This is a genomic window from Paraburkholderia sp. BGA-UO-ETr-F12, assembly GCF_059567945.1.
Genome location: NZ_JCAQOZ010000066.1, coordinates 511,747 through 538,186 on the forward strand (window position 1 = coordinate 511,747; position 26,440 = coordinate 538,186).

Consider the following 26,440-nt stretch of genomic DNA (forward strand, 5'->3'; position numbering starts at 1 on the left):
CATGGAATACAGACAACTCGGCCGCAGCGGTATCAAGGTCTCGACACTCACGCTCGGCACGATGATGTTCGGCGGCCCGACCGACGAAGCGACCTCCGCGCGCATCATCGATCAGGCCCACGAGCAGGGCGTCAACTCGATCGATACCGCGGACGTCTACGGCAAGGGCGAATCCGAACGCGTGGTCGGCCGCAGCATCGCCGCGCAGCGCGAGCGCTGGGTGCTCGCCACCAAGTTCGCCAATCCGCTGGACAGCAGCGACGTCAACGCGCGCGGCGCGTCACGCAAACATATCGTGCGGGCCGTCGAGGCAAGCCTCAGGCGCCTGAATACCGATTACATCGATCTGCTCTACATTCATCGCGAAGATCACGAGACGCCGGTCGAAGAAACCGTGCGTGCGCTCAACGATCTGATCCAGGCAGGCAAGCTGCGTTACTACGGTTTGTCGAACCATCGCGCGTGGAGGATTGCCGAATTCAGTCATACCGCACAGGTGCTCGGACTCGATGCGCCCGTAGCGAGCCAGCCGCTCTACAACATCGCCAATCGCCAGGCCGAAGCCGAGCAATTGACGGCCGCGCACCGCTATGGGCTCGGTGTGATTTCGTATAGCCCGTTGGCGCGCGGTGTGCTGACCGGCAAGTACGAGCCGGGTGCGACGCCCGCGTCCGACACCCGCGCGGGCCGCAGCGACCGGCGCCTGCAACAGACCGAGTGGCGCCCCGAATCGCTCGAACTCGCGCGCCGCGTACGCGAGCATGCCGAAGCGCGCAGGCTTTCCGCAGGGCAATTCGCGCTCGCCTGGGTGCTCAATAGCCGCTACATCAGTTCGACCATCGCCGGCCCACGTACTGAAGCGCAATGGCAGGACTATCTGCCGGCACTGCGTTATCAATTGACCACAGAAGACGAAGCATTCGTCGACTCGCTCGTCACGAGCGGCCATCCTTCCACGCCGGGCTTCAACGATCCGGGTCACCCGTTCTTCGGCCGGCTCCCGCGGCATGGGGCAGCGCAGGACGCGCTAGCCGCCGTTCAGCAGGGATAGCCATGAGCTTCGAGCGTCGTCAGTTCCTGCAAACCTCGCTGGCCTTTCTTTCCGCCGGCACCACGGCGGCCTGGGCCGCCCAAAGCGAAATCATCATGTCCCGAACCATCGCAGCACGTTCGTCGCTCAGGCGACGCCTAGCCGGCGCTTTCCTGCTGGCCGCCACGCTCACTACGCTCACCGCCTACGGCGCGGATACCGGCGGTACTGCGCAGGAGTTGCGGGTCGGTTTCGTGCCCGGCCCGTACGCGGACGAATTCAAAGCGGGCGTCGAACCGCAATTGCGCAAGAAAGGCTACGCGATCAAATACGTCGAGTTCAGTACCGGGCTCGAAGCGAATCAGGCGGTGTATCGCGGCGAGATCATCGCCGACGTGATGCAGCACGAGGTCTATCTGAAGTCGTATAACGATCGCAACGGTACCGATCTGGTGGGCGTAGTGCAGGTGCCTACGCCGCCGATGGGACTCTACTCGAACAAACATCGCTCACTGGCGGAGGTGAAACCCGGCGCGCGTGTCGCGGTACCGAACGACCCGGTCAATCTGGAGCGCGCGCTGAAAATTCTCCAGCGCATCGGCTGGATCAGGATCAAGCCGAACCCGAATCCTGTCGACGTAACCGAGCGCGACGTGATCGCCAACCCGGCCGGTATCAAGATCGTTCCGCTTGAATCGGCACAGGCGCCGCGCGCACTCGACGATGTCGATTACGCCGCGATTCAGGGCAATTTCGCGATTTTCAGCGGCCACAAACTGACCGATGCGTTGGCGCTTGAAGAGATGACGCCGCCGTATATCAATCAGGTCGTCGTCAAGGCAAGCAACCGCAATACGCGTGCGACGCAGGACATCGTGCAGGCGTATCAATCGGCGGATTTCCAGCGTGCGATTCGCGGCAATCGCTTCTATGACGGCTTTCGCTTGCCGGCGTACTTCGGCAACGAGTGAGACCGCTTGAGGGATAGCGAGGGCGGCATCGGCCAGCCGCCCTGCTTGAGGCCGCCTGGAGCGGCCTTATGCAGCTGGCTTCGTACGAACTGTGCAGGCTACGCCGCCTGCGCGTCGAAGGTCTTGCCGGGAATCGCGTCGAGCAACGTGCGCGTGTACGGATGCTGCGGCGCACGCCAGATGTCCCGGTGATGCCCGCTTTCCACAATCCGTCCCGCCTGCATCACATGCACGCGATCCGCGATATATCGCACCACCGAGAGATCGTGCGAGATGAACAGGTACGCAAGCCCCAGGTCGCGCTTCAGGTCGACCAGCAGATTGAGGATCTGCGCCTGAATCGATACGTCGAGTGCGGACACCGGTTCATCGCAGATCAGCAGATCGGGTTCCAGCACCAATGCCCGCGCGATGCCAATGCGTTGCCGCTGGCCGCCTGAGAACTCGTGCGGAAAACGCCCGAGCGCCGAGTTCGGCAGACCCACACGATCGAGCATGGTGGCGATCCGTGTACGGCGCTGCTGCGCGTTACCAATTCCGTTCACCACCAGCACCGTATCGAGAATTTCCGCCACCGTGCGGCGCGGATTGAGCGACGCATAGGGGTCCTGGAACACCATCTGCACATGACGCCGCAACGGCCGCAGCTCGCGCTCGCCCAGCGGCACGAGATCGGTCCCGCGCAAACGGATTTCCCCGCCCGCTGTCGGCACCAGCCGCAGGATCGCCTTGGAGAGCGTCGATCTCCCGCAACCGGATTCGCCGACCAGACCAACCGTTTCGCCTCGCGCGATCTGCAACGAAACGCCGTCGACCGCGCGCAGTGTGGTTTTGCCGTGACGTTGCGGATAATCGATCCGCACGTCCTGTAGCGCGAGTAACGGTGCTTCGCTCACCGCGGTCAGACGTTGTGCGGGATCGGCATCCGCAACAAAGTGGCCGGTGCGTACCGAACGCGCCACCACGGCGAAGCTCGGTTTGCCGTCGTCATCAATACCGTGACGAATTTCGGGTAGTTTCCAGCCGCGATAATGCAGATCGTCGGCAAGATTCAGCGACGCGCCAAGCAGACCGCGCGTGTAGGCATGCTGCGCTTGCGTAAAGAGCCGCGCGACCGGCGCTTCCTCCACCTTCTCGCCCGCGAGCATCACGGCGACACGATCCGCATGGCTCGCGACAATGCCGAGGTCGTGCGTAATCAGCAGCAAGGACATCGACAACTCGCGACGCAAACCGTCGAGCAGGTCGAGAATGCGCGCCTGAATCGTGACGTCGAGCGCCGTGGTCGGCTCATCGGCAATCAGCAGACGCGGCCGGCAGGCCACCGCCATCGCGATCATTACGCGTTGCCGCTGGCCGCCAGACAACTCGTGCGGAAAGTCGAACACCCGCCGCTGCGGCTCCGGAATCCGCACCAGTTCGAGCAGCTCGACGGCACGCTTCCATGCCGCGGCTTTGGACAGGCGCTCATGCTCGCGCAAGGTCTCGACGATCTGCGCGCCGATCGACAGCACGGGATTGAGCGACGTCATCGGCTCCTGGAAGATCATCGAAATCTGTTGCCCGCGAATCTCCCGAATCTCGCGCGCCGGCAGATCGAGCAACTCACGACCGTCGAAGCGCAGGCTCCCCGTCACACGCCCCGGCGTAGGCACAAGACGCATCAACGAAAGCGCCGTCGCCGATTTGCCGCAACCCGATTCGCCGACCAGTGCCAGCGTCTCGCCGTGCGCGATGTCGAAACTCAGGCCGCGCACCGCTTCATGCGCGCCGAAACTGACGCGTAAGTCGCGTACTTCAAGCAGGTTTGCCACGGTGCATCCTTTGTACGTTGCCGGCTACTTTTGAGCTGCTTTTGAGCCGATTTTTGAGCCACTCGTCAAACGCGTTCGCGCAAGCGCGGGTTGAGCGCATCGTTCAGACCGTCGCCAAGCAGGTTCAGCGCAAGCACCGCGAGAACGATCGCCGCGCCGGGAATCGCGGTCAGATACCATGCGGTGCGCAACGAATCGCGACCGGCGCCGATCATGCCGCCCCAACTCACCACGTTCGGGTCGCCCATGCCGAGAAACGACAGCGACGACTCGATCAGGATCGCGCTCGCCACCATTACCGATGCGGTGACGATCACCGGCGGCAAAGCGTTCGGCAAAATCTCGCCGAAGATGATGCGCGCGTTGCCGAATCCCTGGCTGCGTGCGGCGAGCACGAAATCCGCCTGACGCAGCGTACGGAATTCAGCACGCACGATCCGCGCGACGGTAGGCCACGAGGCGATGCCGATTGCCAGCGCGATGATCGTCACGCTCGGCCGGCCGATCGCCACAATCACGATCACCAGCAAAAACGACGGCACCGTTTGAAAGAGTTCGGTCACGCGTACCAGCAGATCGTCGATCACCCCGCCGAAGAAGCCCCCGGTCGCCCCGACCAGCGTGCCGATCACCAGACCGATACCCGCCGACGCCGCGCCGATCAGCAGCGACACGCGTGTACCGTGCGCGATGCCCGCCGCCACATCGCGGCCCAGCGAATCCGTGCCGAGCCAGTATTGCGGATCGGCACCCGGCCATTCGAAGGGCGCCGCCACCATATCGAGCGGATCGCCCGGGAACAGATGTCCCGCGCTGAGTGCGAGTGCGATGAAGGCTGCCAGTAACAGCAAGCCGGCAAACGCGGACGGGTTGCGCAGCAGCGCCCGTCCTACGCCTCGCCCCGGCGCGCGCGATCCGGATGCAGCCGCGGCGCCGGCACGCCGCTGACCGAACAGCGTGCCGGCCAGTTGACGCCGCCACGGCGAGGTTGTGGGCTCAGGCGGGGTGGCAATCAGGTTGGAAGAGTCGGAAGCCATTTCATTCCTCTGAGATTAAACAGGTCGGCGTGCGCGTGAAAGCCGTCACGCCACGCGCGGATCGAGCCACGCCTGCAACAGATCGACCAGCACATTGGCGACGATCACGAGCAGCGACGACAGCAGCAACACGCCGAGCAGCACGCTGAAATCGCGCGCCATCACGGCGTCGAGCGCGAGACGCCCAAGCCCTGGCCAACTGAACACCGTCTCGGTCACAGCCGCACCACCCAGCAGCGTGCCGAAATGAATCCCGATGATCGTCGTGAGCGGCATCAGCGCGTTCCGCAAGACATGCCGCACCGTCACGCGCCATGGATGCAAACCTTTGGCCTGCGCGGTTCGCACGAAGTCCTGGCGCTGCACCTCCAGCATCGCGGCCCGGGTGAGCCGTGCGTAGATCGCGACAAAGAAGGTCGCCAGCGTCGCGGCAGGCAGCAGCACATGTCTGGCTGCGTCGGCAAACCAGGCGAATCCGTGTAACTGCACACCGAGCGTGATGTTGCCCCCGCTCGGCAGCCAGCCCAGATGCACCGAGAACAGCACGATCGCCAGCAGGCCGATCCAGAAACCCGGTGTCGAATAGAACAGCAAGGCCAGCACGGACAGCACCCGGTCGGGCCATTTACCGGCCCAATGCGCCATCACCGCGCCGAGCACCACGCCAGCCACGATCGCGAACGATAAGGCCACGCCCATCAGCAGCAGCGTATTGGGCAGGCGCGACAGAATCAGTTGCATCACCGGCATGTCGTAGCGCGGTGAATAACCCAGACTGAAATGCGAGAGATGCGCGAGGTACGACCACAACTGATGCAGCACCGGCTGATCGAGCCCGAACTTCGCGCGCAGCACCTGCATCGTTTCCACCGTTGCCGAGCCGGACTCGCCGGCCAGCACGTCGGCGGCATCGCCCGGCATCAGCTTGAGCAGAAAGAAGTTCAGGATCACGATGCCGATCACCGTCGGCAGTGCCTGCCACGCGGTACGCCGGGCAATCGCAGCGAAACGCAAACGTCGACTCATCGTGTCTCTCCGGTCATGCGCTCAGATAGACGTCCGCGAGATTGCCTTCAAGGCCCTGCGCGGAAACCGTGTGGTTGTGAACGCGACGGTTCGCGAGCGTGACCATGCGCGGCGCGACCAGGTTGAGAATCGGCAGCTCGCGATACACGATCTGCTGGAACTGCTGGTACAGCGCGACGCGTTTGCTCTCATCGGTTTCGACCGACGCACTTTCCAGCAGCCGGTCGACTTCAGGATTGCTGTAATGCGGCGCGTTCGAAAACGGCACACCCGGACGGATATTCTTCGACCAGTAGAGGCGCTGAACCCCTACGCTCGGGTCGAACAGTGTGTTGACGCCGATACTGGTGAAATCGAACTGACGATCCGCATACACACGCTTCAGGAACGCCGGAAGATCCTGCGAGCGCACGGTAACGTCGATACCCACCCGCGCCAGCGCCGACTTCACGTAGTCCGCCTGGCGGCGGTACATGTCGCCATAGGGCAGAAAATCGTGCGTCAGACCGAAGCGCACGCCGCTGTCCTTGCGCGGATAACCCGCTGCATCGAGCAGTTTTTCGGCGTTGCCGATATCGAATGCATAGGGTGTGAGCCTCGCGTCGTGATACGGCGAGCCCGGCGTGATCGGCGTGGGCGACAGATCGGCGTAGCCATACGCCACCGTGCGCTGGACGATCTGCGGATTGACGGCGTGAGCGATCGCCTGGCGCACTCGAAGGTCCTTGAGAATCGGGTGGTCGAGATTGAAGTCGATTTCGGCGAGCGGCTCCAGAAAGCGATAGCCGCGTGTTTCGACGGCCAGTTGCGGCAATTGCGTGAGGCGCGGCAGATCGGTGAGCGGCACCGGATTTTCGCCGCCCAGATCGAGCGCGCCGGTTTCGAATGCGGCGGAACGTGCGGCGGCATCGGGAATCACCTTGAATACGAGGCCGTCGATATACGGTTTGCCCGCGTCCCAGTAGTCCGGATTACGTTCGTAGACGATATTGGCGCCGCGCGTCCACGATTTGAAGCGAAACGGCCCGGTGCCGATCGGCGCGTTGTTATGCGGATTGGACAGCGGATCGCCCGACGCATACAGGTGTTTAGGCACGATTGGCGATTCGCCCGCCGAGAGCGCCTTGAGCAGATACGGGGCCGGCTTCGACAACTCGATCACCGCCGTGCGGGCATCCGGCGTGGCCACGCGTGTTACGTTGGCGAATGTGCTGCGGCCGCGCGGATGCACCGCCTTGAGCAGGTCGATCGAGAACGCGACATCGGCTGAGGTGAACGGCTGCCCGTCGTGCCATTTGACGTTCTGCCGCAGTGTGAACGTGTACTTCAGCCCATCCGGACTGACGGTCCATGCGGTGGCGAGCTGTGGTCTCGGCCGCAAATCGAAGTCATAGGCGAGCAGGCCTTCGAGCACCTTGGAGCTCGCTACGAGCGCGGGACCGGTGGTCTGAAAGATCGACACGAGCACCGGCGGCTCCGGATTGATCAGCATGTTCAGCGTGCCGCCCCGCTTCGGCCCGGCGCTGTCGCCTTGTGCGAACGTCAGTGCGGGCATGCCGGCCGTCGCCAGCGCTGCGCCCGATGAAATCAGAAATTCGCGTCGATTCAGCCCTGCCATGTGATCCCTTTCCTTTTGCCGATGATTTCGATGATTCGGCCCGTGGTGGCCGAATGAATTGCCTTCGTGATTCTTTCGGCAATACTGCTGCCGCAGCGCTCACGATAAAGCCGCTGCGACAGCAAACGAACCAATCGTTATGCATATGCAAAGCACGATGTGAAGGAAAGGAGCCGCACCGCTATGGATCGCCAGCTCAGGCAAGAAACACATCGGCCAGATTGCCGCCCAGACCGTCGGCGGTCACCGTATGGTTATGCACACGCCGGTTGTAGAGGGTCACCTGCTTGAGCGTGACCAGATTGACGATCGGCAGGTCACGCGCTATCGCCCACTGGAACTTTTTAAAGTACTCGACGCGGGTGCGCGGATCGTTCTCCACCGCGGCCGCTTCGAGCAGATGGTCGACCTCGGGGCTGTCATAGTGCGACGCGTTGGAGAACGCCACCCCTTTCTTGAAGTTGCGCGACCAGTAAAGGCGCTGTACACCCACGGTCGGATCGAAGGTATTGCCAAGAAAGTTGGCGTCGAGAGCGAAATCGCGATCGGTATAGATCCGTCTCACGTAGGCGCCGAAATCCTGCGAACGCACGGTCGACTCGATTCCTATACGACGCAACGTCTGCCGTAAATATTCAGCAAGGCGGGCGAAGGTTGGGTCGTACGGGTTGAAATCGATCGTCAACGGAAAACGAAAACCGTTCGCCTGCCGCGGCAAACCGGCCTCGTCGAGTAATTGCCCGGCTTTGCCGGGATCGTATGGCAAACTCGGCACATCCGGATCATAGAACTGGGTCAAGAGCGGACTGATCGGTGACGGCGAAACGATCCCGTAGCCGTACCATACCGACTTCAGGATTGCCTGCCGGTCGATGCTGTGTGCAATTGCCTGACGGACCTTCTGCTTCGACAGATAGGGGTTGTCGAGATTGAACTGCAACTGGGTTTGCGCGGCATTGTAGCTATAGCCGCGTGTTTCCAGCGCCAGATGCGGCAGAGCCGCGAGGCGCTGGATGTCGGCGAGAGGCACCGGATTTTCACCCGCCAGATCCAGTTCGCCGGTTTCAAGTGCCACGGCCCGCGCCGCCGGATCGCCGATAAAGCGCACCACCAGTTCGTCGATATAAGGTTTTGGCGCGTCCCAGTAGTCAGGATTGCGCACGAACACAACATGACTGCCGCGCTCCCAACGCTTGAACCGATAAGGTCCCGTGCCGATCGGCTCGATGTTATGAGGATTCTCCAGCGGATTGCCGCTGCCGTAGATGTGCGCGGGCACGATTGGCGATTCCGATGCGGCAAGCGCATAGATCAGATACGGTGCCGGCTTCGATAACTTCAGCAACGCCGTGTGCGGGTCGGGCGTCTCTACTGCCAGCACGTTGGCGAAGGTCGAGCGGCCGCGCGAGTGATACTGCTTGAGCAGCCCGATCGACACCGCCACGTCTTTCGAGGTGAACGGCTGACCGTCGTGCCAACGCACCCCCTCTCTCAGCCGGAACGTGTACTGCAAACCGTCGGGGCTGATCGACCAGGTGGTGGCGAGTTGCGCGCGCGGCTGCACGTTGAAGTCATAGGCCAGCAGACCTTCGGTCACCTTGGGGCTGATTCTCTGTTCCGCGCCCGCCGTGGTTGCGAAGTTGACCAGTGCGTTCGGCTCCGGATTCACCAGTACCGTCAACCGGCCGCCGCGTCGCGGCGCCACGGTGCTGTCCTGAACCGCAGCCTGCGCCAACGGCGTGAATGGGCCGAGCGCGACACCCGCCGCGCTGCCCGCGAGCCCCAGCAATACGTGACGACGTCCGGAATGAAATCCTCTGCGCTGACTCATGCGACCTCCCCTCGGAGGCGAGCGCTGTGCCGACCGGCAACGCACCCGCAATGGCTATTGGATGCGCTGCAAGATATCAACCGCAATGTCGCGACAGAACGAATTAATTCAGGATTGCATATCTACTGTCGATAGTTGGCGTTATCGCTCGATGATCGCCGCTTGAGCGCACACCCCGGGGAAATCATCGATATCCATATCGAATTTGCTTGTTTGTTCAATAAATTCGTTTTGCTTATCGTTACTCGTCGCTTCAAAACGACCCTCGAACAATCACTTCTCCGACGCTTTTTCCACATCGATTCGAATAATCATGAAAAAACTGCTTTTTGCTTTTAGCGTTTCCTCATTAATGGCCGGCACGGCAAGTGCGCAAAGCAGCGTCACGCTGTATGGGATCGTCACCGGCAACGTCACGTATACGAACAACGCGCAAACCGCTGCAACGTCCGCGTCCGGCAAACCGAAGGGCGGCACCCAGGTGTCGCAGTTCGATAGCGGTTCATCGGGCCTGTCGTCGAGCCGCTGGGGCCTGAAAGGCGTGGAAGATCTGGGAGGCGGCCTGAAGGCCGTGTTCCAGCTGGAAAGCGGGCTCAGTGTGAATAGCGGTGCGCTTGGACAAGGCGGCACCGAGTTCGGCCGCCAGGCGTGGGTAGGTGTCACAGCCGGGCGCTACGGCACCTTCACGCTCGGACGCCAGGGCGACACCTCGGTGGAATTCGTGTCGCCGTTGATCCACGGCTGGTATTGGGGCAACCTCTCGATCCACCCCGCCGACTATGACAATCTGAACTTCACGCACCGCATCAACAATTCGATCAAGTACCTGTCGGATTCTTTCAACGGCTTCCGTTTCGGCGGACTGTACAGCGTGGGCGGCGTGGCTGGGAACGTGACGCAGAATCAGCTCTGGTCCGCAGGCGGCAGCTATACCGGTGGAGCGTTCGCGATCGCCGCGTCGATCGTCAATGCACGCAACCCGAATACGTCGCTCTACGGCACTAACGCCAATGCGAGCGCCACCGGCAATAACCTGGGTTCCGCCGGGTCGGCCACGGCGCCCGAATCCAATCCCGCGATTGCCGGTTTCGCATCGGCCCGCACACAGCAGACCATTTCGGTTGCAACGACCTATACGAGCGGCGGTGCGATCTTCGGCGCGGCGTACTCGAATACACAGTTTCGCGGGCTAGGCTCGAACGCGTCGCTCAATCCGCTCAACTACAGCGGCTCGACCACGCTCAGTACCGTTAGTGCGAGCCTGCGTTATCAGGCCACGCCGTTCCTGCGCTTCGGTACATCGTTCGACTATACGGAGGGAGGAAGCGTCGGTGGCAAGGGCAGCGCGAAGTACGAGCAGTTGAATCTCGGTACGGCGTACTCGCTATCGAAAGCCACCGATCTGTACCTGACCGGCGCCTACCAGCACGCCAGCGGCACCGACTCGCTGGGCCGGCCGGCGGTTGCTGCGATCGGGTATCTCACGCCGTCCGCAACCAGCAAACAGGTGGCGGTCTCGGCGGGCATCAAGCATCTGTTCTGAGGCCGGCGCACCTTGGAGGAATGAGTATCGGGTGTCCGTTGTTTCTGCCGCGCGCAACGAACCATGCGCGCGGGAACTGGCGGACACCCTCCACGCAGGTCAATGCACCTTGGGAAAACCGTGCCGCTGCGCGAGCAGGTCGAGGATCCGGCGCGTATCCGTCACGAAGCGCTTGTCGCCCAGCGTCTGCGCATCGGCGGGCGCCGGCTGTTCGTCGCCGAGTATCAATACCGGCAGACTTTGATGCTCGGCATCGAGCGCCTCCACAACCGCGGCGCGCGGACGCGGGAACGGCAAGCGGCGAATATCCAGCCGTGCGTTGAGCGCCAGGTCGCTGGCCAGCAAGCCTTCGATCGGTGCGCCATCCGGGCAGATAAAGCGCTCACCGGGATGTTTCGGATCGGTGAAGCCTGGTTCCAACAGTAAAAGCAGATCTCGGCTCATGGCATTCCGTGATGAGATGATGGATGAGTGAATGGCGGCGGTCTTTCCAGTGCCTCAGAAAACGCGGCCTTCGGTCAGGTGCGTGGTCACGCCGTTCAACTCATAATCGCCGACCACGCGCGCTTTATGCAGCAAAGGGTTATGGCTGAAGATGGTGCGCAGATTGCGCCAGTGACGGTCGAAATTGTGCGCGCGCCCCGTAGCCGAAGCCCCGCCGATTTCAAACAGACGCTCGCCCGCATGAAGCGCCAGTTTGCTGACCACCAGTTGCGTTTTGGCGGTCGCCAGCGCCCCTTCCAGCACGAGATCTTCCGCATTGGCCGCGCCGCTGCGAATGGCATTGGCCGAGCGGTCCAGGGTGCGGGCGTTTTGCGCCACCAGCGCGTCGATCGAGAGGCTGTGCGCCGCGAGATCGCCTACCACCTGCTGCACGAAACCGTCTTCGCGCGCCGAGGCTGCCGGGCTATGCAGTACTGGGCGCCCGTATTGCGTCACGTAGCGCCGCGCATCCGCGAGAATGTTGCGCACAATCCCTGCCGCGACCGTGACCAGATGCAACTGCCGCACCGCGCTGCCATGGCGGCCCGCGAGACTGGTATAGCCGCGCGTCGCGATTTCATGCGCAAAGACCTGCACATTGTCGAGCACCAGGCTGCCGCTCGCCGTCATGCGCTGCCCCATTCCGTCCCAGTCGTCGAGTACCTGCAAGCTTTCGCGAGCGACCGGAATCACGATCGACACCTTCTCGTCGTTCTCGTCCTGCACATTGATACGCGCATAGTCGGAGAACGCGGTGCCGGTCGAGTAGTACTTTTTCCCCGTCACGCGAAAGTGCTCACCGTCGCGCACCAGCCTGGTGACGATTTCGCCAGGCCTCGCGGTACCGAGTTCCGTCGACGCACCGCCGAAGATCGCCCCGTTCTGTACCCGTTCGATCTGCGTGTCGTTGAACGCGGAGCGCGGCGACAGCAGCAACTGCTCGGTCAGATCGAAATGAATCCGCAACGCATGCGCAACATTCGACTCATGCGCGGCCAGTGTGGCGATCACATGAAAGAGATCTTCCAGCGAACCACCGAGGCCACCCCACTCGGCCGGAAAACGGAGCACGCCTAGCCCCGATTCGCGAAACAACGCGAAGCGGTCGAACGGCAACTCGCGACGTACTTCGCGTTGCGCCGCATCTTCGCCGATTGCTTCGGCGAGCGCCGGCAACGCGGCGAGTGCCGCCTGAAGCCGCGTACGCGCCGCGCTTTCCTGAGAGACCTGCATGCCTTGATTCCTTGTAAAAGCGCACAGATCAGGCTTGATCCGGCGAGGTGTGCTGGGAGCATGAATATCGGCGTCCGCGTGGGACGTGCCGGTTCGACGGACCAGTATAGGGACGCGGCACGCGGCACTGAACAAGCAATTCAAGCTATGAATATGCGCGATTCTGAAATGCGATTCACCGATAAGGATCGATGAATCCGTTATTGGAGCGCCGCGCGGCATCTTTCTATACTCGATTCCGGTCAGCACTCACCACCGACGAGTGCCAAATCTCAATCGCGGAAGTCCAACATGAGCCTACGTCCCTTGCATGACCGCTTGATCGTCAAGCGTCTCGACCAGGAAACCAGAACTGCCTCAGGCATCGTCATTCCCGAAAGCGCCGCCGAAAAGCCGGACCAGGGTGAAGTGATCGCCATTGGACCGGGCAAGCGCGATAGCGACGGCAAGCGTATCGAGCCGGATCTGAAAGTCGGCGAACGTGTGCTGTTCGGCAAGTACGCCGGGCAGTCGGTCAAGGTCGACGGCAACGAACTGCTTGTGCTGCGCGAAGAAGATGTTGTGGCAGTGGTCACTCAATAACGAACGGAGCGTCAAACCATGGCAGCAAAAGAAATTATTTTTAGCGACGTCGCCCGCTCGAAACTGGTCGAAGGCGTCAACATCCTGGCCAACGCGGTCAAGGTCACGCTCGGCCCGAAAGGACGCAACGTTGTGCTGGAGCGCAGCTTCGGCTCACCGGTCGTGACCAAAGACGGCGTCTCGGTCGCCAAGGAAATCGAATTGCCGGACCGCGTGCAGAACATCGGCGCGCAACTCGTGAAAGAAGTCGCTTCGCGCACCAGCGACGCCGCCGGCGACGGCACCACCACCGCAACCGTGCTTGCACAGGCGATCGTGCGCGAAGGCCAGAAATACGTCGCGGCGGGCCTCAACCCGCTGGACCTGAAACGCGGCATCGACAAGGCCGTGGTCGCCGCGATCGAAGAACTCAGGAAGATCAGCAAACCGACTACCACCAGCAAGGAAATCGCCCAGGTCGCGACGATTTCGGCCAACGGTGAAGAATCGATCGGCCAGCGGATTGCCGAAGCGATCGACCGGGTCGGCAAGGAAGGCGTCATTACCGTTGAAGACGGCAAGTCGCTCGACGATGAACTCGATGTGGTGGAGGGCCTGCAGTTCGATCGCGGCTACCTGTCGCCCTATTTCATCAACGATCAGGACAAACAGGTTGCCGTGCTCGATAACCCGTTCGTGCTGCTGCACGACAAGAAGGTATCGAACATCCGTGATCTGCTGCCGATTCTGGAACAGGTCGCGAAAGCCGGCCGCCCGCTGCTGATCATCGCGGAAGACGTCGAAGGCGAAGCGCTCGCCACCCTGGTGGTGAACAACATTCGCGGCATTCTGAAAACGGTCGCGGTCAAGGCACCGGGCTTCGGCGACCGCCGCAAGGCACTGCTCGAAGATATCGCGATCCTGACCGGCGGCCAGGTGATCGCTGAGGAAACCGGCCTGTCGCTCGAAAAGGCGACGCTCGCGGAACTCGGTCAGGCCAAGCGCATCGAGGTGGGCAAGGAGAACACCACGGTCATCGACGGCGCGGGCGACAGCAAGAACATCGAAGCACGCGTGAAGCAGATTCGCACGCAGATCGAGGAAGCGAGCTCCGATTACGACCGCGAGAAACTGCAGGAACGTGTCGCGAAGCTGGCGGGCGGCGTTGCCGTCATCAAGGTGGGCGGTGCGACCGAGATCGAAGTCAAGGAAAAGAAAGACCGCGTCGACGATGCGCTGCACGCCACGCGCGCCGCGGTCGAAGAAGGCATTGTGCCGGGCGGCGGCGTCGCGCTGATTCGCGTGAAGCAGGCCATCAGCGGGCTCAAGGGCGTGAACGCCGATCAGGATGCGGGCATCAAGATCGTGCTGCGCGCGCTCGAGGAACCGCTGCGCCAGATCGTGACGAACGCCGGCGAAGAGGCCAGCGTGGTAGTTGCGAAAGTGGCCGAAGGCACGGGCAACTTCGGTTATAACGCGCAGACCGGCGAGTACGGCGACCTCGTGGAATCGGGCGTGCTCGATCCGACCAAGGTCACGCGTACGGCGCTGCAAAACGCGGCGTCGGTTGCGGGTCTGCTGTTGACCACCGACGCCACCGTGCATGAAGCGCCGAAGGATGCGCCGGCAGCGGGCCAGCCGGGCGGTCCGGGCGCAGGCGGACCGGGTCTCGACTTCTAGGCGTCAAGACGTTCTATCCGCATACACGCCGGCATGCTTTTCAACACGCATGCCGGCGTGGTTCAACATGAATTTGTAGGTCAGCCGAGCCAGGCGCCGCAACCTGCTACGCCAGCGCGGCATGCACAAACTCACTCAGAAAAACAGCAGCGTGCGCAGCTCAATGCTTCTGCGCGGCGGCGCATCGGCCGGCGATGTTGGATCGTCGAATGCCGTGTGGGCCGTCAGGCGCGCGATGCCGTCACCCGCCGAATCGTAGATCTTCAGCAACAGGTATTCATCCGGCGACATATGCGGGAAGTAGTACCAGCGGTGCCGCGGATTGAACACCAGCGCATACGTCTCGCCAACCTTGTCGGGATACACCAGGTCCGACGCCACCAGATCGTTGAGCGCAATACTGCGCGAATCGCATAGCGCGAGCGGCGACGCGTGCACCGTTTCTCCGATCGGGCGCCATAGATTGACGATCGCCACGCGCCCTTTCAGCAAACGTTCGGCTTCCGCTGCCGGCAAATGATCGCGCACCCGGCGCGGTCCCGACACAAACGTCTGGTCGTTATGGATGTACTTGACCGGCTCCCTTATGCCATTGCCGCGTTCAGGATTGCCGTCGCGCAACGTATGGTCGAACACGACTACACGCCGCGCACCGGTAGCCTGCTTCAGCAGGCGCTCCGCTTCCGGATAGCAGACAGACTCGATCTTTGCCGGATCGGAGAAGTCACTCAACGCGCTGGCATGCCGATGCAGTTCGAAGCCGTTACGATCGATCGACAACACGCCAGGCGGCGGTGCAACGCGCGCATTCGCAATGCTGACCCGGTGCGCCCGGTACACGCCGCTGCGCTTCGGAACACCCGGTGGCGGGTCGTACTGATACGACACCGGTTTCTCGCCGGTAAATTCGAGGTAGTTCAGTTCCGCCTCGATTGTCGTGGCCAACACCGGTGCATCGATAACGATATCGCTCATGTTCATGCCCTCACGTCAAAACGATTCGTTGAATGGCCGCAGATCGATTTCCTGCGACCATGCACTGCGCGCCTGCTGATGGAGATACCAGTAGGCGTCGGCGATATCGGCAGGATTCAGGAGGCCGTCCTCACCGCGCTCGGCCACCCTCTGCGGCGAGGACGTACGCAGGCGCTCGCCGTCGATGCCGCCGTCGACCACCACATGCGCAACATGGATATTGCGCGGCCCGAACTCGCGCGCGAGGCTTTGCGTCAGCGAGCGCAAACCGGCTTTGGCGGAAGCGAACGCGGCAAACGGCGGACGCCCGCGCAGCGATGCAGTCGCGCCGGTAAAGAGTAATGAACCTCGGCCGGCCGCCAGCAACGGTTGCAGCGCCGCCCGCGCGAACAGAAAGCCGCCCAGCGTCGTCACTCGCCATGCGGCCTCGAACTGCTCCGCGCTCAGTTCGAGCGTCGGCGCACGCGTCGCACCGGCGGCGTTGAAAATGGCCACTTCGAGCGTGCCTTGCGTCGTGATTTGCCCGGCAATTGCCGTCAGATCCGCTTCGCGCGTGACGTCGCCCGGCGCAGCCACCGCATGGCCGCCGGCACTGCGGATTTCGTCGACGATCGCTTTGAGCCGCTCACGCGAGCGCCCCGTCACGACCACGCTTAAGCCACCCTGAGCGAAGCGGCGCGCGAGCGCCGCACCCAATCCGGCGCTCGCGCCCACCCCGGCAATCCACGCGAAACGCGTCCTCTCCTGCCGCTCTTCGACAGTCCCGGTCATTGGAATCTCCATTGCAGGTAGCCGCGGCACGCAACGCGTGGCGGCAGCAGGCGCATGCGCCTATCGTTTCAGCGTAGGCGATGGCCGGGCAGGAAGGAAATAACGAATCGTGGAAAGTTATGCGTCGGATTCAAGACTGGCCACGGAAAAATAGCGGTTGCCGGGCCGCCGCAATCCGAGGTTCTCGCGCAACGTGCGGCCTTCGTAGTTCTCGCGGAACAAACCGCGCCGGCGCAACTCAGGCACCACCAGTTCGACGAAATCGGTCAAGCCATGCGGCAGCACCGGCGGCATCACGTTGAACCCGTCCGCGCCGTGATTCACAAAGCGCTCTTCGAGCTGATCGACAATCTGTGCCGGCGTGCCGACCAGTTGCCAGTGGCCCCGCGCACCCGCGACTCGCAAATAGAGCTCGCGGATCGTAAGGTTCTCGCGGCGCGCCAGTTCGAGCGTCAGCAACTGCCGGCTCTTGCTGGCATTCGTTTCAGGCAGTTCCGGGATCGGGCCATCGAGCGGATAAGCCGAGAGATCGAAGCCACCGGTCAGTCCGGATACCAGTGCGAGTCCGACCCGGGGATCAATGAGCGACTGCAATTGCTCGAACTTCTCTTTCGCCTCCGCTTCGGTGCGGCCGACAATCGGAAACACGCCCGGCATGATCTTCAGATCGTTGGGGTGACGACCGTAGGCCTCCATGCGCCCTTTCACGTCCGCGTAGAAATCCACCGCATCCTGCAGCGTTTGCTGCGCCGTAAAGATCACCTCGGCCGTTTTCGCTGCAAGGTCGCGGCCGGCTTCGGACGATCCCGCCTGCACGACAACCGGATGCCCCTGCGGGGAACGGGCCACGTTCAGCGGCCCCTTGACCTGGAAGAAGCGGCCCTTATGATCGAGCACGTGCCGCTTATCCGGGTCGAAGAAGCGCCCTTCGGCCTTGTTGCGAACGAACGCGTCGTCGTCCCAACTGTCCCATAAGCCCTCGGTCACCTCCGCGAATTCGGCAGCGCGCGCATAGCGCTCGGCGTGGTCGAAGTGCCTGTCACGATTGAAGTTCTTCGCTTCGTGCTCGCTCGACGAGGTAACCAGATTCCAGCCCGCGCGCCCGCCGCTGATGTGATCGAGCGACGCGAACTTGCGGGCAATGTGATACGGCTCGTTGAAGCTCGTCGATGCGGTGCCGACGAGGCCAATACGCTCGGTCACCGCCGCCAGCGCCGACAGCAGCGTGAGCGGTTCGAACTGCGCGACATAGCTGTGCGCCGTGCGGCTCAGAAAGTCGAGGTTGTCTCCGCGTGTCCCCACGCCGTCGGCGAGAAAGATCAGATCGAACTTCGCGGCCTCGGCCGTTTGCGCGAGCCGGACGTAGTGACGGAAGTTGACGCCGGCGTCCGCCTGAGCCTCGGGATGCCGCCACGCCGCAATGTGGTGCCCGGACGGATAAAGGAAAGCGCCGAGGCGCAGGTGCCCGCTACGTTTGCTCATGGATGTCCGGAAAAATGGGTGAGGGTCAGTCCGCCGCCGGGATCCAGGCCGCAGTGGCAGCGTTCGGACACCGCGCCGACCACCGCCGGATTGGTCGCCGCGGCTCGGGAATGATTGTCTGCCTGGGCGGGACGCGTGGAGAACCAATTTGTTCTGATATGCAAAGCGTCGGGCGCGACGAACCGTAGGCTTTTCGCAAGCAGTTGCCTTGAATTACGCGGCAACAGGGGTCCTTGCCGCGCGCTTAGTCTGCCCGGGCATATCGATGCCACAATTCCTTCGTGGTCGCGAACCATCCGCTCCTCGACAATGGACGGATCGCTCAGCGCGCTCGTTCGCTGCTGGCTGCTCCCGCATTCGACAAGACCATGAGAACCGACCCGCCCCGTCAGCTTCATCTGAACGTCAACATCCTCCACTCCGGCTTTGTCCCTTCCGCATGGCGTACACAGGAAGCCGATCCGCGCGCTTTTGTCGATATAGCTCACTACGTTCGCGTCGCGCAGATTGCCGAGGCCGCGAAATTCGATGCGGTGTTTCTCGCGGATAACGCGTCGATTGCCGATCAGATCGATTTCCGCCCGATCACGGCGCTTGAGCCGACCGTGCTGCTCGCCGGCATTGCCGCGGCCACGACGCATATCGGCGTCATCGGCACGGCATCGACGAGTTATAACGAGCCGTATAACATCGCGCGCCGCTTTGCCACGCTCGATCAGCTCAGTGCGGGCCGCGCAGGCTGGAACATCGTGACGACCGCCGATCTCGGTTCAGCCCGCAATTTTGGGCACGAGGCGGTGCCCGATCATGCGCAACGCTACGAGCGCGCAGCCGAGTTCACCGAGGTGGTGAAGGCGCTGTGGGATAGCTGGGAAGACGACGCCTTTATCGGCGACAAGACGAGCGGCCGTTTCATCGACGCCACGAAGGTGCATCGCATCGACCATCGCGGCAAATACTTCAGCGTCGATGGCCCGTTCAATCTGCCGCGTAGCGCCCAGGGGCACCCCGTGCTGATCCAGGCCGGCGGCTCGGCTGACGGACGCGAGCTCGCGGCGCGGCACGCGGAAGCGGTGTTCTCCGCGTCACAGTCGTTCGACGAAGCCGCTGCCTATGCGCGCGAACTGAAATCTCGCGCGGCAGCGTGGGGACGCGGCAGCGACGCGATTCGCGTGCTACCCGGTCTCACCACCATCATCGGCGCAACCGAAACCGAGGCTTTGCGCCGCCGCGATGAACTGGTCGATCTGATTCCATGGACCTACAGCCTCACCCGGCTGGCCGGCATACTGGGTATCAGCGTCGAGCGCCTGAAACTCGACGAGCGCCTGCCGGACGATCTCTCGTTGCCCGGCGGCGGCAACGGCAATCACACGTTCTTCCACGCTACGCTCGCGCAGGCGCGCACGCACGGCTACACCGCGCGCCAGTTGATCCGCGCGCTGGCGGGCGGCGGCGGACATCGTGTGGTTGTCGGTACGCCGGAACAGATTGCCGACGACATCGAGCACTGGTTCAAAGGCGGCGCCGCCGACGGTTTCAATCTGATGCCGGATGTGCTGCCGGGTGGCTTGCAGGACTTCGCTGATGGCGTGGTTCCGCTGCTGCAGCAGCGCGGCATTTTCCGCACTGACTATGAGGGACGTACGCTGCGCGAACACTTCAGGCTGCAACGCCCTTTCAGCCGCCACCTGCACCCGCGGGAAGCGGCCGAGACCGCGTAGTTCGAGACGGCCGCTTCGAGGCGGCCGCGTGGGCTTACTCTACCTGTCGAACGTGATGAACTGCGCCGAGGTCCACACCTTGCTGTCGTCACGCTGACGGCCGAACACGTACACCGGGCGAAAGCCAAAACCGGCGTTCTGCGGAGCAACCTCGAAGCTTCCTTGCAGATCTACCGGCAACGGCCGATCCGTCAAACGCTCGACCGCCAGAAACAGTTCGGTGCCGCCGAGTTCATGCCGCGCCGTGCCGCTTGCGAGCAACTCGGCCCCGCTGATTTCCCAGTGAAACGTCGGCGCGTGCGCGAACGGATTGCCCTGCAGCGGGTCGCCCACCTTAACGAAGCCGTCGATCGTGCCTTCGATCACAATGCGCGCCTGGGCCAGATTGCACACATCGATCTCGATGCTATCGGCGTCGCCATAGGTATCGCTGCGAAACTCGATGTCGGTTGCCCCCGTGCGCCACGCCGCCTCTTCCACATGCTCGAAGCCGCCGGCGCCGAAATTATTGATCGTGCCGTTGACGATGCGAATTCGCCCTTGCCAGGAGGCCCACCGATAGCGGTCGCGAATCCGCGCGCCGCCCCAGCGGACCCGAATCAGGCGTTCGGCGTAACCGAGTTCTTCGTGCAGATTGCGCTCGACCAGCAGACCGTTGTGATCGAACGCGGCCACATATTCCCAGCCGGCACGTCCCAGCAAACGATAGTCGAGGGTGGCGGGTCCGCGCTGGGTGAAGGCATCGCCTTGCCAGAACTCGCCGCAACGAACCAGCGCCGCGCTGTGTTCGCCAGTGGTCGCCCACGTGCGGCGAGCACGCAATGCCTCGCCGACCGAGCGCCGGTCGAGAGAATCGGACAGCACGCCGGTCAGGCCGCCATGCACGCCGAACACGCTCACGCCAGGCGCTCCGCCGCCCGGGCGGCCGCGGTGCTCGTCGCCGCTCGCCGCCACACCGAGTTGATAGCCACGTGCGATCACGTCGCGATAGAGCCAGTCGAAATGGCCCCACGTCGATGCAATTTCAACCAGCCGTTCGAGCTCCGGATGATGCCAGTCAGGGATATAGCGGCGGCCGCCCACGTGCGGCATCACCAGATGGTGGGCGGCATCGTCCACGTAGGCGTCCCATAGTTCATCCACCGGCCAGCGGCCCAGCTCGACCGCCGCGCCCTTCATGTCTTCGTTCCACACCAGCGTGCGGTTGTGTTCGCCACGCGCGTTGTACGGGAAACCAGGCCGCTCGTCGCCGAGAAAAACCACGTTGTGATCGCCGCCCGCCGTCGAACTCCCGCACCACTCCTGCACCGGGTAGACCACGAAGCGCCCCGGCTCGTTGAACTGCTCGACAGTCTCGACGCCCAGTTGCCAGTTCGCGTCGGTGATCTGGAAATCGTTAGCGGTGTAGCCGAGCACGTCGATGCCACCGATATCGCGTGCATAGGCCGCGTTGTAGGCAGGACTGTTCGTGCCCACCGTATCGTGCGCATGAACATGCAAGTCGGCGTACAACGACCGCGCAACCGGCAGCGCGGCATCGACCGTCAGAAAGGCCTCCGCCTCGCGCACATCGTGCAGCGACGGCACATCCGCCACGATGCGCAAAGTCCCGGATGACGCCGGCAGGCCGGTGACCGCGACACTCGCCCAGCCCTCGGCCGGCAGCGGCAACTCGCGCTCATAGACGAGGTGTTCGTGCTCGTCATAGGCACGCACGCGTACCGCGCCGCCGGCAGCGCGGCAAGCATTGCCCCAGCGGTCCTGCAACGAAAGCCGGAACGGCGCAGCCTGCGCCGGCTGCACGAAGCGCGGTCCGTTGAGCAGCACACGGGCAGGCGGGCCGGCATGAATATCGATCACCACGTCGCCCGGCACCGCGACAAAACGCGAGGTGCCGAGCGGGTCGACGTAAAAACGGAAACGGAACTGATCCTCGACGAAAGTCTGCACACGCGTACCCGGGCCGCGCCGGCGATCGCCGAGGCGAATCACGATGTGGTCGCCGGCATTCAGGTAGCCGTCAGCGACATCGACGATCACGGCCTTCTGAAACGGCCTTTCGTGCCCCTTCTGATCGAAGCGCACATTCAACGACTGGACGGTCGCCGGGCTTTGTCCCGCAACGAGCGGCGCCGCGTGATATTCCGCGCTGATGTAATTGGCCGCGCTGGGGTCGCTGGTCTGAAACAGCGCCCAATCGGAATAGAACTTGAAGGTCGCCTTCAGCCATGCGCCGTCGGCGATACCCGAAGCGCCCACTTCGTAGTCGAGAACGATCTCGCTCCAGCTACCTGCTTCGAGCTGCGTTACGTTGCTGCTCACGCGCCCGGCAAACGGCAACGCCTTATGACGCTCATATAAACCGGCGGGCGCGACATGCGGGCCGAGGCGCTTGCGCAGCGCGACGCCCTTTGCCCCGAGCGTCGCTTCAATGCTTTCGTTGCCGCTGCCGCTATCGTGATCGCCGTGGTTGCGGTGGTTGTGGTGATTGCGGTCGTGGCCGTGGTCCTGGCTCATGTCAGTGTCTCTCGATCAAAAGATGGGTGAAGCGCGGCGCGATCAATGCGCGAACGGCCAAGGCGCGGCAGGGTTCCAGATCGGAATGCCCTGATACGCGTACCACGGCGCCATCACGCAGATGCCGTAGGCGATCGCGATCAGCACCGAGACCACGCCGACCCTCGCGTAGTCCGAGGTCGTGAAGGCGCCGCTGCTATAGGCAATGACGCCCGCTGTGATCTGCGTGGGCAGCAGATAGGCGAAGCTGTCGGTATCGCTGATCAGCAGCGTGAAAGCCACCGGATGCAGACCGAGACGCGGCGCGAGAGCCAGCGCGATCGGCGCGATCATGGTCACGGCCGCGACATTGGAGAGCATGCCGATCCGGATCACGTGCGTGCCGATCATCACGATCGCCAGCATCAGCCACCAGACATAGCCGTGTGCGAGTGTGTAGATGTGATCGGCGGCCCACTGCGCGAGCCCCGAATCGCTGATCGCCGACGACAGCGAGAGCGCCCCGCCCAGCAGAAACAGCGTGCCCCAGATGGTGCGCTCCTGAATCTCCTTCCAGCTCGAGCGCAGCACGCCAGGCGCGAACATCAGCGCGAGTGCGACCAGCGCGACGATTTCCGATTGCAGGTGATGCAGCGATTCGGTGGCCCACATGACGGCGACGAAACCGAAGATCGCGAGCACCCGCCAATCCTGACGCGCCACCGGCGGCAAACTGCGGCGCGCGTCGACGATCGCTTGACGGCCGCCCGGCACCGGCACACCGCGCGATTTGAAGTAGTGCTGCACCCAGAACTGCGTCAGCACGAACATGCCGAGGTACGGCCATTGCAGCCGGAACCACGTGAAATACGAAATCCGTACGCCGAGCTGCTTCTCCAGCAGACCGGAGACCACCATATTCGGCAGATGCGCGGTAAGAATGCACATGCCGCTGATCATCGAGCCATAGACCAGCGTCTGGATCACGATGGCCTTTCTGGCGCTGCGCTCGCGCCCGCTCTCGCCAAACAGCCCGACGATGCCGTTGGTCACCGGCAGCAACGCAGCCGCACGGGCGTTAGCAGCCGGCACCACCAGCGACATCACGAAGTTGACCACGAACATCGCCCAGATCACGCCATTCGCCGAGCGCACCCGGAGCTTGTCGAGCAGCACCAGCGCAACGCGGCGGTCGAGCCCGGCCGCCTGCATGATCGCGGAAAACAGAAAAGCGGCCAGGCACAGGAACACGACCGGCGCGGCGAAACCGCTTGCGGCTTTGGGGAACGGCGTGACCGCGTGCGACAACACCAGCAGCATGGGCAGCAGAATGCCGCTGACGCCGACGGGTATCGCCTCGGTGATCCACACGACGGCCACCCACGCGACCACGGCCAGAGTCGCCTTGCCATGCGGCGTGAGACCTTGCGGCGCCGGCAATATCCAGGCGATAGCGATGAAACACAGCCACGCAAACAGAAATCCCGCGCGAGCCTTCAACAGACTCCCGCGTGCCGGTAAATGCGTTGCCACGGAATGATTCGCGTGCTGCGGCACGGTTGGATTTACACTTGCGACCGTCGCATAGCTCGATGTTTCGTTTGCCACTTCCCCGCTCCTGTGAGGCGGCCAGGATTCGCCCGCATGCGAACCTGACGCGCCGGAAAGTTGGCATAATACGTATTAATACAAGTTGTCGATCTAAGCACTTCTCATATCCTTATACGAAGAATTGGCTTAGGCTGCCGCATCGATCCATCGCGGTGCCGGTGGGCACTGCAAAAGGAAAAAAGAGTCCATGAGACTGGTCCGTGAGAACGTCACGTCGCTGTACGATCAGATTGCCGGCACGTTGCGCGGCGAGATAGAGAATGGCAGTTTCGAGCCTTCCGGCAAGCTGCCGTCGGAGGCCGAACTCAGCGAGCGCTTTGGCGTGAGCCGTGTGACCGTGCGGCTCGCCATCGGCAAGCTGGCGGACGAAAAGCTGGTGGAGCGCAAACAGGGCAAAGGCACCTTTGCCAGCGGCAAGCGCATGCAGCATCGCCTCGATGTATTGCGTGGCTTTTACGATTCGCTGGCGCGCCAGGGCGCCGAGCCGCAGATGCGGCTCCTGCGCATGCAGCCCGGCAAGAAACTGCCGGCCGACATGGCCGGCGTGTTCGCGAACGAGGTCAAGACCGCCGTCTATCTGGAACGCCTGCATTCCGTGGACGGCGTGAGCGTCGCGCTGGCGCAGACGTGGCTGCTGCCGGAAGCCGAAACGATCTCCGAACAGCTGGCGCAGACGCGGCCTTCCTACGAGATCATCGAATCGATGCCCGGATGGAAAATCGCCCGCGCGGACATGAGCATTACCGCCGTGGCGGCATCAGCGGCTATCGCGCGCAGCCTTCAGACAACGGAGCATGCGCCCCTGCTGGTGATGAAACGCAGCTCGCGCCTAACCGATGGGCGCGTGTGCGAGTCGACGCTATTTCATATCCGGCCGGAACGGTATGAGTTTGTCGTAAGCAGCGCGATGAATGGGGAACTGACGGCGCGCACGGGCGAGCGTTAGAACGTGGGGTGAAATACCTGGTTGACGGTTTTTTGCCCGCTCATCTCAGCGGGCAAAAAACCGGTTCTCAGGCCGTGGCAATCCGAGATTCTCGCGCAGCGTCGTGCCTTCGTATTCGCGCCGGAACAGGCCGCGCCGTTGCAACTCAGGAATGACTTTATCCACGAAGTCATCAAGGCCGCCCGGCAGATACGGGAACATCACGTTGAACCCGTCCGAGCCCTCCTCCACCAGCCATTGCTCCATCTGGTCGGCAATCGTTTTCGCCGTGCCGACCATCTCGAGCCCTGAGTATCCGCCGATACGCTGGGCGAGTTGACGAATCGTCAGCCCGTCGCGCTGCGCCCATTCCACTACCCGTTGCCGTGCAGTGCGGCTTGCATTGGTCTCCGGAATCTCGGGCAACGGGCCGTCCGGATCGAAACCGGACACGTCGTGCCCCAATGCGATCGACAGCGAAGCGATTCCGCTCTCGTAGTGAACGAAGGTATCGAGCCGCGCGCGGATTTCCTGAGCCTCCTCCAACGTATCGCCCACCACCACGAAAGCGGCAGGCAGGATTTTCATGTGATCGCGTGCCCGGCCAAGCTTTTCCATCCGGCCTTTCACATCGGCATAGAAGCGCTTGCCGTCGGCCAGCAGGCTTTGCGCGGTGAACACCACCTCGGCGGTCTCAGCCGCGATCTGGCGCCCTGCTTCCGATGAACCGGCCTGCACGATGACGGGCCACCCCTGAATCGGACGGGCAATATTCAACGGCCCGCGCACCGAGAAGTTCTCGCTCCTGTAGTTCAGCACATGGAGCTTTTGCGGATCGAAGAATATGCCGGTTTGCGTATCGCGAATAAAGGCGTCGTCGGCCCAACTGTCCCAGAGGCCCGTGACCACGTCGAAGAACTCGCGGGCACGCCGATAGCGTTCGTCGTGCTCGACATGCTCGTCGAGGCCGAAATTGAGCGCGGCATCGGGATTCGACGTCGTCACGAGATTCCATCCGGCACGGCCGCCGCTGATATGGTCGAGCGACGCGAAACGTCTGGCGACGTGATAAGGCGCGTCGAACGTGGTGGACGCGGTTGCAACGAGTCCCAACCGTTCCGTGACCGCGGCCAGCGCAGGCAGCAACGTCAGCGGTTCGAACGAGGTCACCGTGTGGCTATGCTTGAGCGCGTCGAGCGGCATGTTGAGCACCGCGAGGTGGTCGGCCATGAAGAACGCGTCGAAGCGGCCACGCTCGAGCGTCTGCGCGAAGCGCTTCAGATGCGTGAAGTTGAAGTTGGCATCGGGATAGGCGCCAGGATAGCGCCATGCGCCGGTATGAATGGTGGTCGGACGCATAAAAGCGCCGAGGCGAAGCTGACGTGACATGTAGCAAGCTCCATCGCAAACAGGTCGGGCCAGTTTAATCGGCCTTCACCAAGGCTGCTTGGCGCCGCCCACCGCTTTGCACCCACCCGTACCGGCCTGCTGAACCCGCCGCGCGGGGCGCCAGCGCGAACCGGCACGCCGAAAGCTGTCCCGCAGAAATACAAAGCACAAAATCTTCGTTCGCCCGCCGCGGCTCCATCACTAGACTGTGCTGCAACTTGTCATAACAAGTACGGATAC

20 protein-coding genes are annotated in these 26,440 nt (G+C 62.8%); 7 read left to right on the forward strand and 13 right to left on the reverse strand.

What is annotated here, in order from left to right; all coding sequences use genetic code 11:
• Position 1: 1 nt before the first annotated feature.
• Positions 2–1,051, forward strand: coding sequence for an aldo/keto reductase (locus tag AC57B6_RS35865; protein WP_491563006.1), 1,050 nt, complete (start codon positions 2–4; stop codon positions 1,049–1,051).
• A 95-nt stretch (positions 1,052–1,146) separates the two neighbouring features.
• Entirely contained in the window at positions 1,147–2,001 is an 855-nt protein-coding gene (locus AC57B6_RS35870) for a MetQ/NlpA family ABC transporter substrate-binding protein (protein WP_183798058.1), read from the forward strand.
• 98 nt (positions 2,002–2,099) lie between these two features.
• On the opposite strand, the gene AC57B6_RS35875 is transcribed toward AC57B6_RS35870, so the two are convergent.
• The 5 genes from AC57B6_RS35875 to AC57B6_RS35895 all read right to left on the reverse strand — a co-directional run bounded on the left by AC57B6_RS35875 (position 2,100) and on the right by AC57B6_RS35895 (position 9,327).
• Entirely contained in the window at positions 2,100–3,815 is a 1,716-nt protein-coding gene (locus AC57B6_RS35875) for an ABC transporter ATP-binding protein (RefSeq protein WP_496423093.1), read from the reverse strand.
• Positions 3,816–3,880: 65 nt separating this feature from the next.
• Positions 3,881–4,852: an ABC transporter permease gene (locus tag AC57B6_RS35880; protein ID WP_496423094.1), complete on the reverse strand. Its 972-nt coding sequence runs from the start codon at positions 4,850–4,852 to the stop codon at positions 3,881–3,883.
• A 45-nt stretch (positions 4,853–4,897) separates the two neighbouring features.
• The gene (locus tag AC57B6_RS35885; RefSeq protein ID WP_030102655.1) at positions 4,898–5,878 is read right to left on the reverse strand and encodes an ABC transporter permease; all 981 of its coding nucleotides are present in this window, start codon (positions 5,876–5,878) and stop codon (positions 4,898–4,900) included.
• A gap of 13 nt (positions 5,879–5,891) precedes the next feature.
• On the reverse strand, positions 5,892–7,496 hold the full coding sequence (locus AC57B6_RS35890) for an ABC transporter substrate-binding protein (RefSeq protein ID WP_496423095.1): 1,605 nt from the start codon (positions 7,494–7,496) through the stop codon (positions 5,892–5,894).
• Between the two features lie 196 nt (positions 7,497–7,692).
• Complete coding sequence (locus AC57B6_RS35895) at positions 7,693–9,327, reverse strand: ABC transporter substrate-binding protein (protein WP_496423096.1); 1,635 nt, start codon at positions 9,325–9,327, stop codon at positions 7,693–7,695.
• A 313-nt stretch (positions 9,328–9,640) separates the two neighbouring features.
• Between AC57B6_RS35895 and AC57B6_RS35900 the strand changes: the two genes are divergently transcribed.
• On the forward strand, positions 9,641–10,870 hold the full coding sequence (locus tag AC57B6_RS35900) for a porin (protein WP_028199799.1): 1,230 nt from the start codon (positions 9,641–9,643) through the stop codon (positions 10,868–10,870).
• 99 nt (positions 10,871–10,969) lie between these two features.
• On the opposite strand, the gene AC57B6_RS35905 is transcribed toward AC57B6_RS35900, so the two are convergent.
• The gene (locus tag AC57B6_RS35905) at positions 10,970–11,314 is read right to left on the reverse strand and encodes a DUF3088 domain-containing protein (protein ID WP_474631862.1); all 345 of its coding nucleotides are present in this window, start codon (positions 11,312–11,314) and stop codon (positions 10,970–10,972) included.
• A gap of 54 nt (positions 11,315–11,368) precedes the next feature.
• Entirely contained in the window at positions 11,369–12,586 is a 1,218-nt protein-coding gene (locus tag AC57B6_RS35910) for an acyl-CoA dehydrogenase family protein (protein ID WP_496423097.1), read from the reverse strand.
• Between the two features lie 291 nt (positions 12,587–12,877).
• On the opposite strand from AC57B6_RS35910, the gene AC57B6_RS35915 reads away from it, so the two are divergent.
• Both AC57B6_RS35915 and groL read left to right on the forward strand, forming a co-directional pair.
• Positions 12,878–13,168, forward strand: a complete 291-nt coding sequence (locus AC57B6_RS35915) for a co-chaperone GroES (RefSeq protein WP_028199802.1) — start codon at positions 12,878–12,880, stop codon at positions 13,166–13,168.
• An 18-nt stretch (positions 13,169–13,186) separates the two neighbouring features.
• The gene (gene groL / locus AC57B6_RS35920; protein WP_046565759.1) at positions 13,187–14,827 is read left to right on the forward strand and encodes a chaperonin GroEL; all 1,641 of its coding nucleotides are present in this window, start codon (positions 13,187–13,189) and stop codon (positions 14,825–14,827) included.
• A gap of 135 nt (positions 14,828–14,962) precedes the next feature.
• On the opposite strand, the gene AC57B6_RS35925 is transcribed toward groL, so the two are convergent.
• The 3 genes from AC57B6_RS35925 to AC57B6_RS35935 form a co-directional block, all read right to left on the reverse strand.
• Positions 14,963–15,802, reverse strand: a complete 840-nt coding sequence (locus tag AC57B6_RS35925; RefSeq protein ID WP_496423098.1) for a CmcJ/NvfI family oxidoreductase — start codon at positions 15,800–15,802, stop codon at positions 14,963–14,965.
• Between the two features lie 15 nt (positions 15,803–15,817).
• Positions 15,818–16,573, reverse strand: a complete 756-nt coding sequence (locus AC57B6_RS35930) for an SDR family NAD(P)-dependent oxidoreductase (RefSeq protein ID WP_496423099.1) — start codon at positions 16,571–16,573, stop codon at positions 15,818–15,820.
• Between the two features lie 117 nt (positions 16,574–16,690).
• Complete coding sequence (locus AC57B6_RS35935) at positions 16,691–18,055, reverse strand: LLM class flavin-dependent oxidoreductase (RefSeq protein ID WP_496423100.1); 1,365 nt, start codon at positions 18,053–18,055, stop codon at positions 16,691–16,693.
• A gap of 368 nt (positions 18,056–18,423) precedes the next feature.
• Here AC57B6_RS35935 and AC57B6_RS35940 point away from each other — a divergent pair, with 368 nt between their 5' ends.
• A complete protein-coding gene (locus AC57B6_RS35940; protein WP_496423101.1) occupies positions 18,424–19,779 on the forward strand; it encodes an LLM class flavin-dependent oxidoreductase in 1,356 nt (451 codons plus the stop codon).
• A 39-nt stretch (positions 19,780–19,818) separates the two neighbouring features.
• Here AC57B6_RS35940 and AC57B6_RS35945 read toward each other — a convergent pair whose 3' ends face one another.
• Positions 19,819–22,296 (reverse strand): hypothetical protein, encoded by a 2,478-nt coding sequence (locus AC57B6_RS35945; protein WP_496423102.1) that lies wholly within the window; start codon positions 22,294–22,296, stop codon positions 19,819–19,821.
• Between the two features lie 42 nt (positions 22,297–22,338).
• A complete protein-coding gene (locus AC57B6_RS35950) occupies positions 22,339–23,883 on the reverse strand; it encodes an SLC13 family permease (protein ID WP_496423103.1) in 1,545 nt (514 codons plus the stop codon).
• A 190-nt stretch (positions 23,884–24,073) separates the two neighbouring features.
• Here AC57B6_RS35950 and AC57B6_RS35955 point away from each other — a divergent pair, with 190 nt between their 5' ends.
• The gene (locus AC57B6_RS35955) at positions 24,074–24,832 is read left to right on the forward strand and encodes a GntR family transcriptional regulator (protein WP_046565766.1); all 759 of its coding nucleotides are present in this window, start codon (positions 24,074–24,076) and stop codon (positions 24,830–24,832) included.
• Between the two features lie 45 nt (positions 24,833–24,877).
• On the opposite strand, the gene AC57B6_RS35960 is transcribed toward AC57B6_RS35955, so the two are convergent.
• Positions 24,878–26,200, reverse strand: a complete 1,323-nt coding sequence (locus AC57B6_RS35960) for an LLM class flavin-dependent oxidoreductase (RefSeq protein WP_028200647.1) — start codon at positions 26,198–26,200, stop codon at positions 24,878–24,880.
• Between the last annotated feature and the right edge of the window lie 240 nt (positions 26,201–26,440).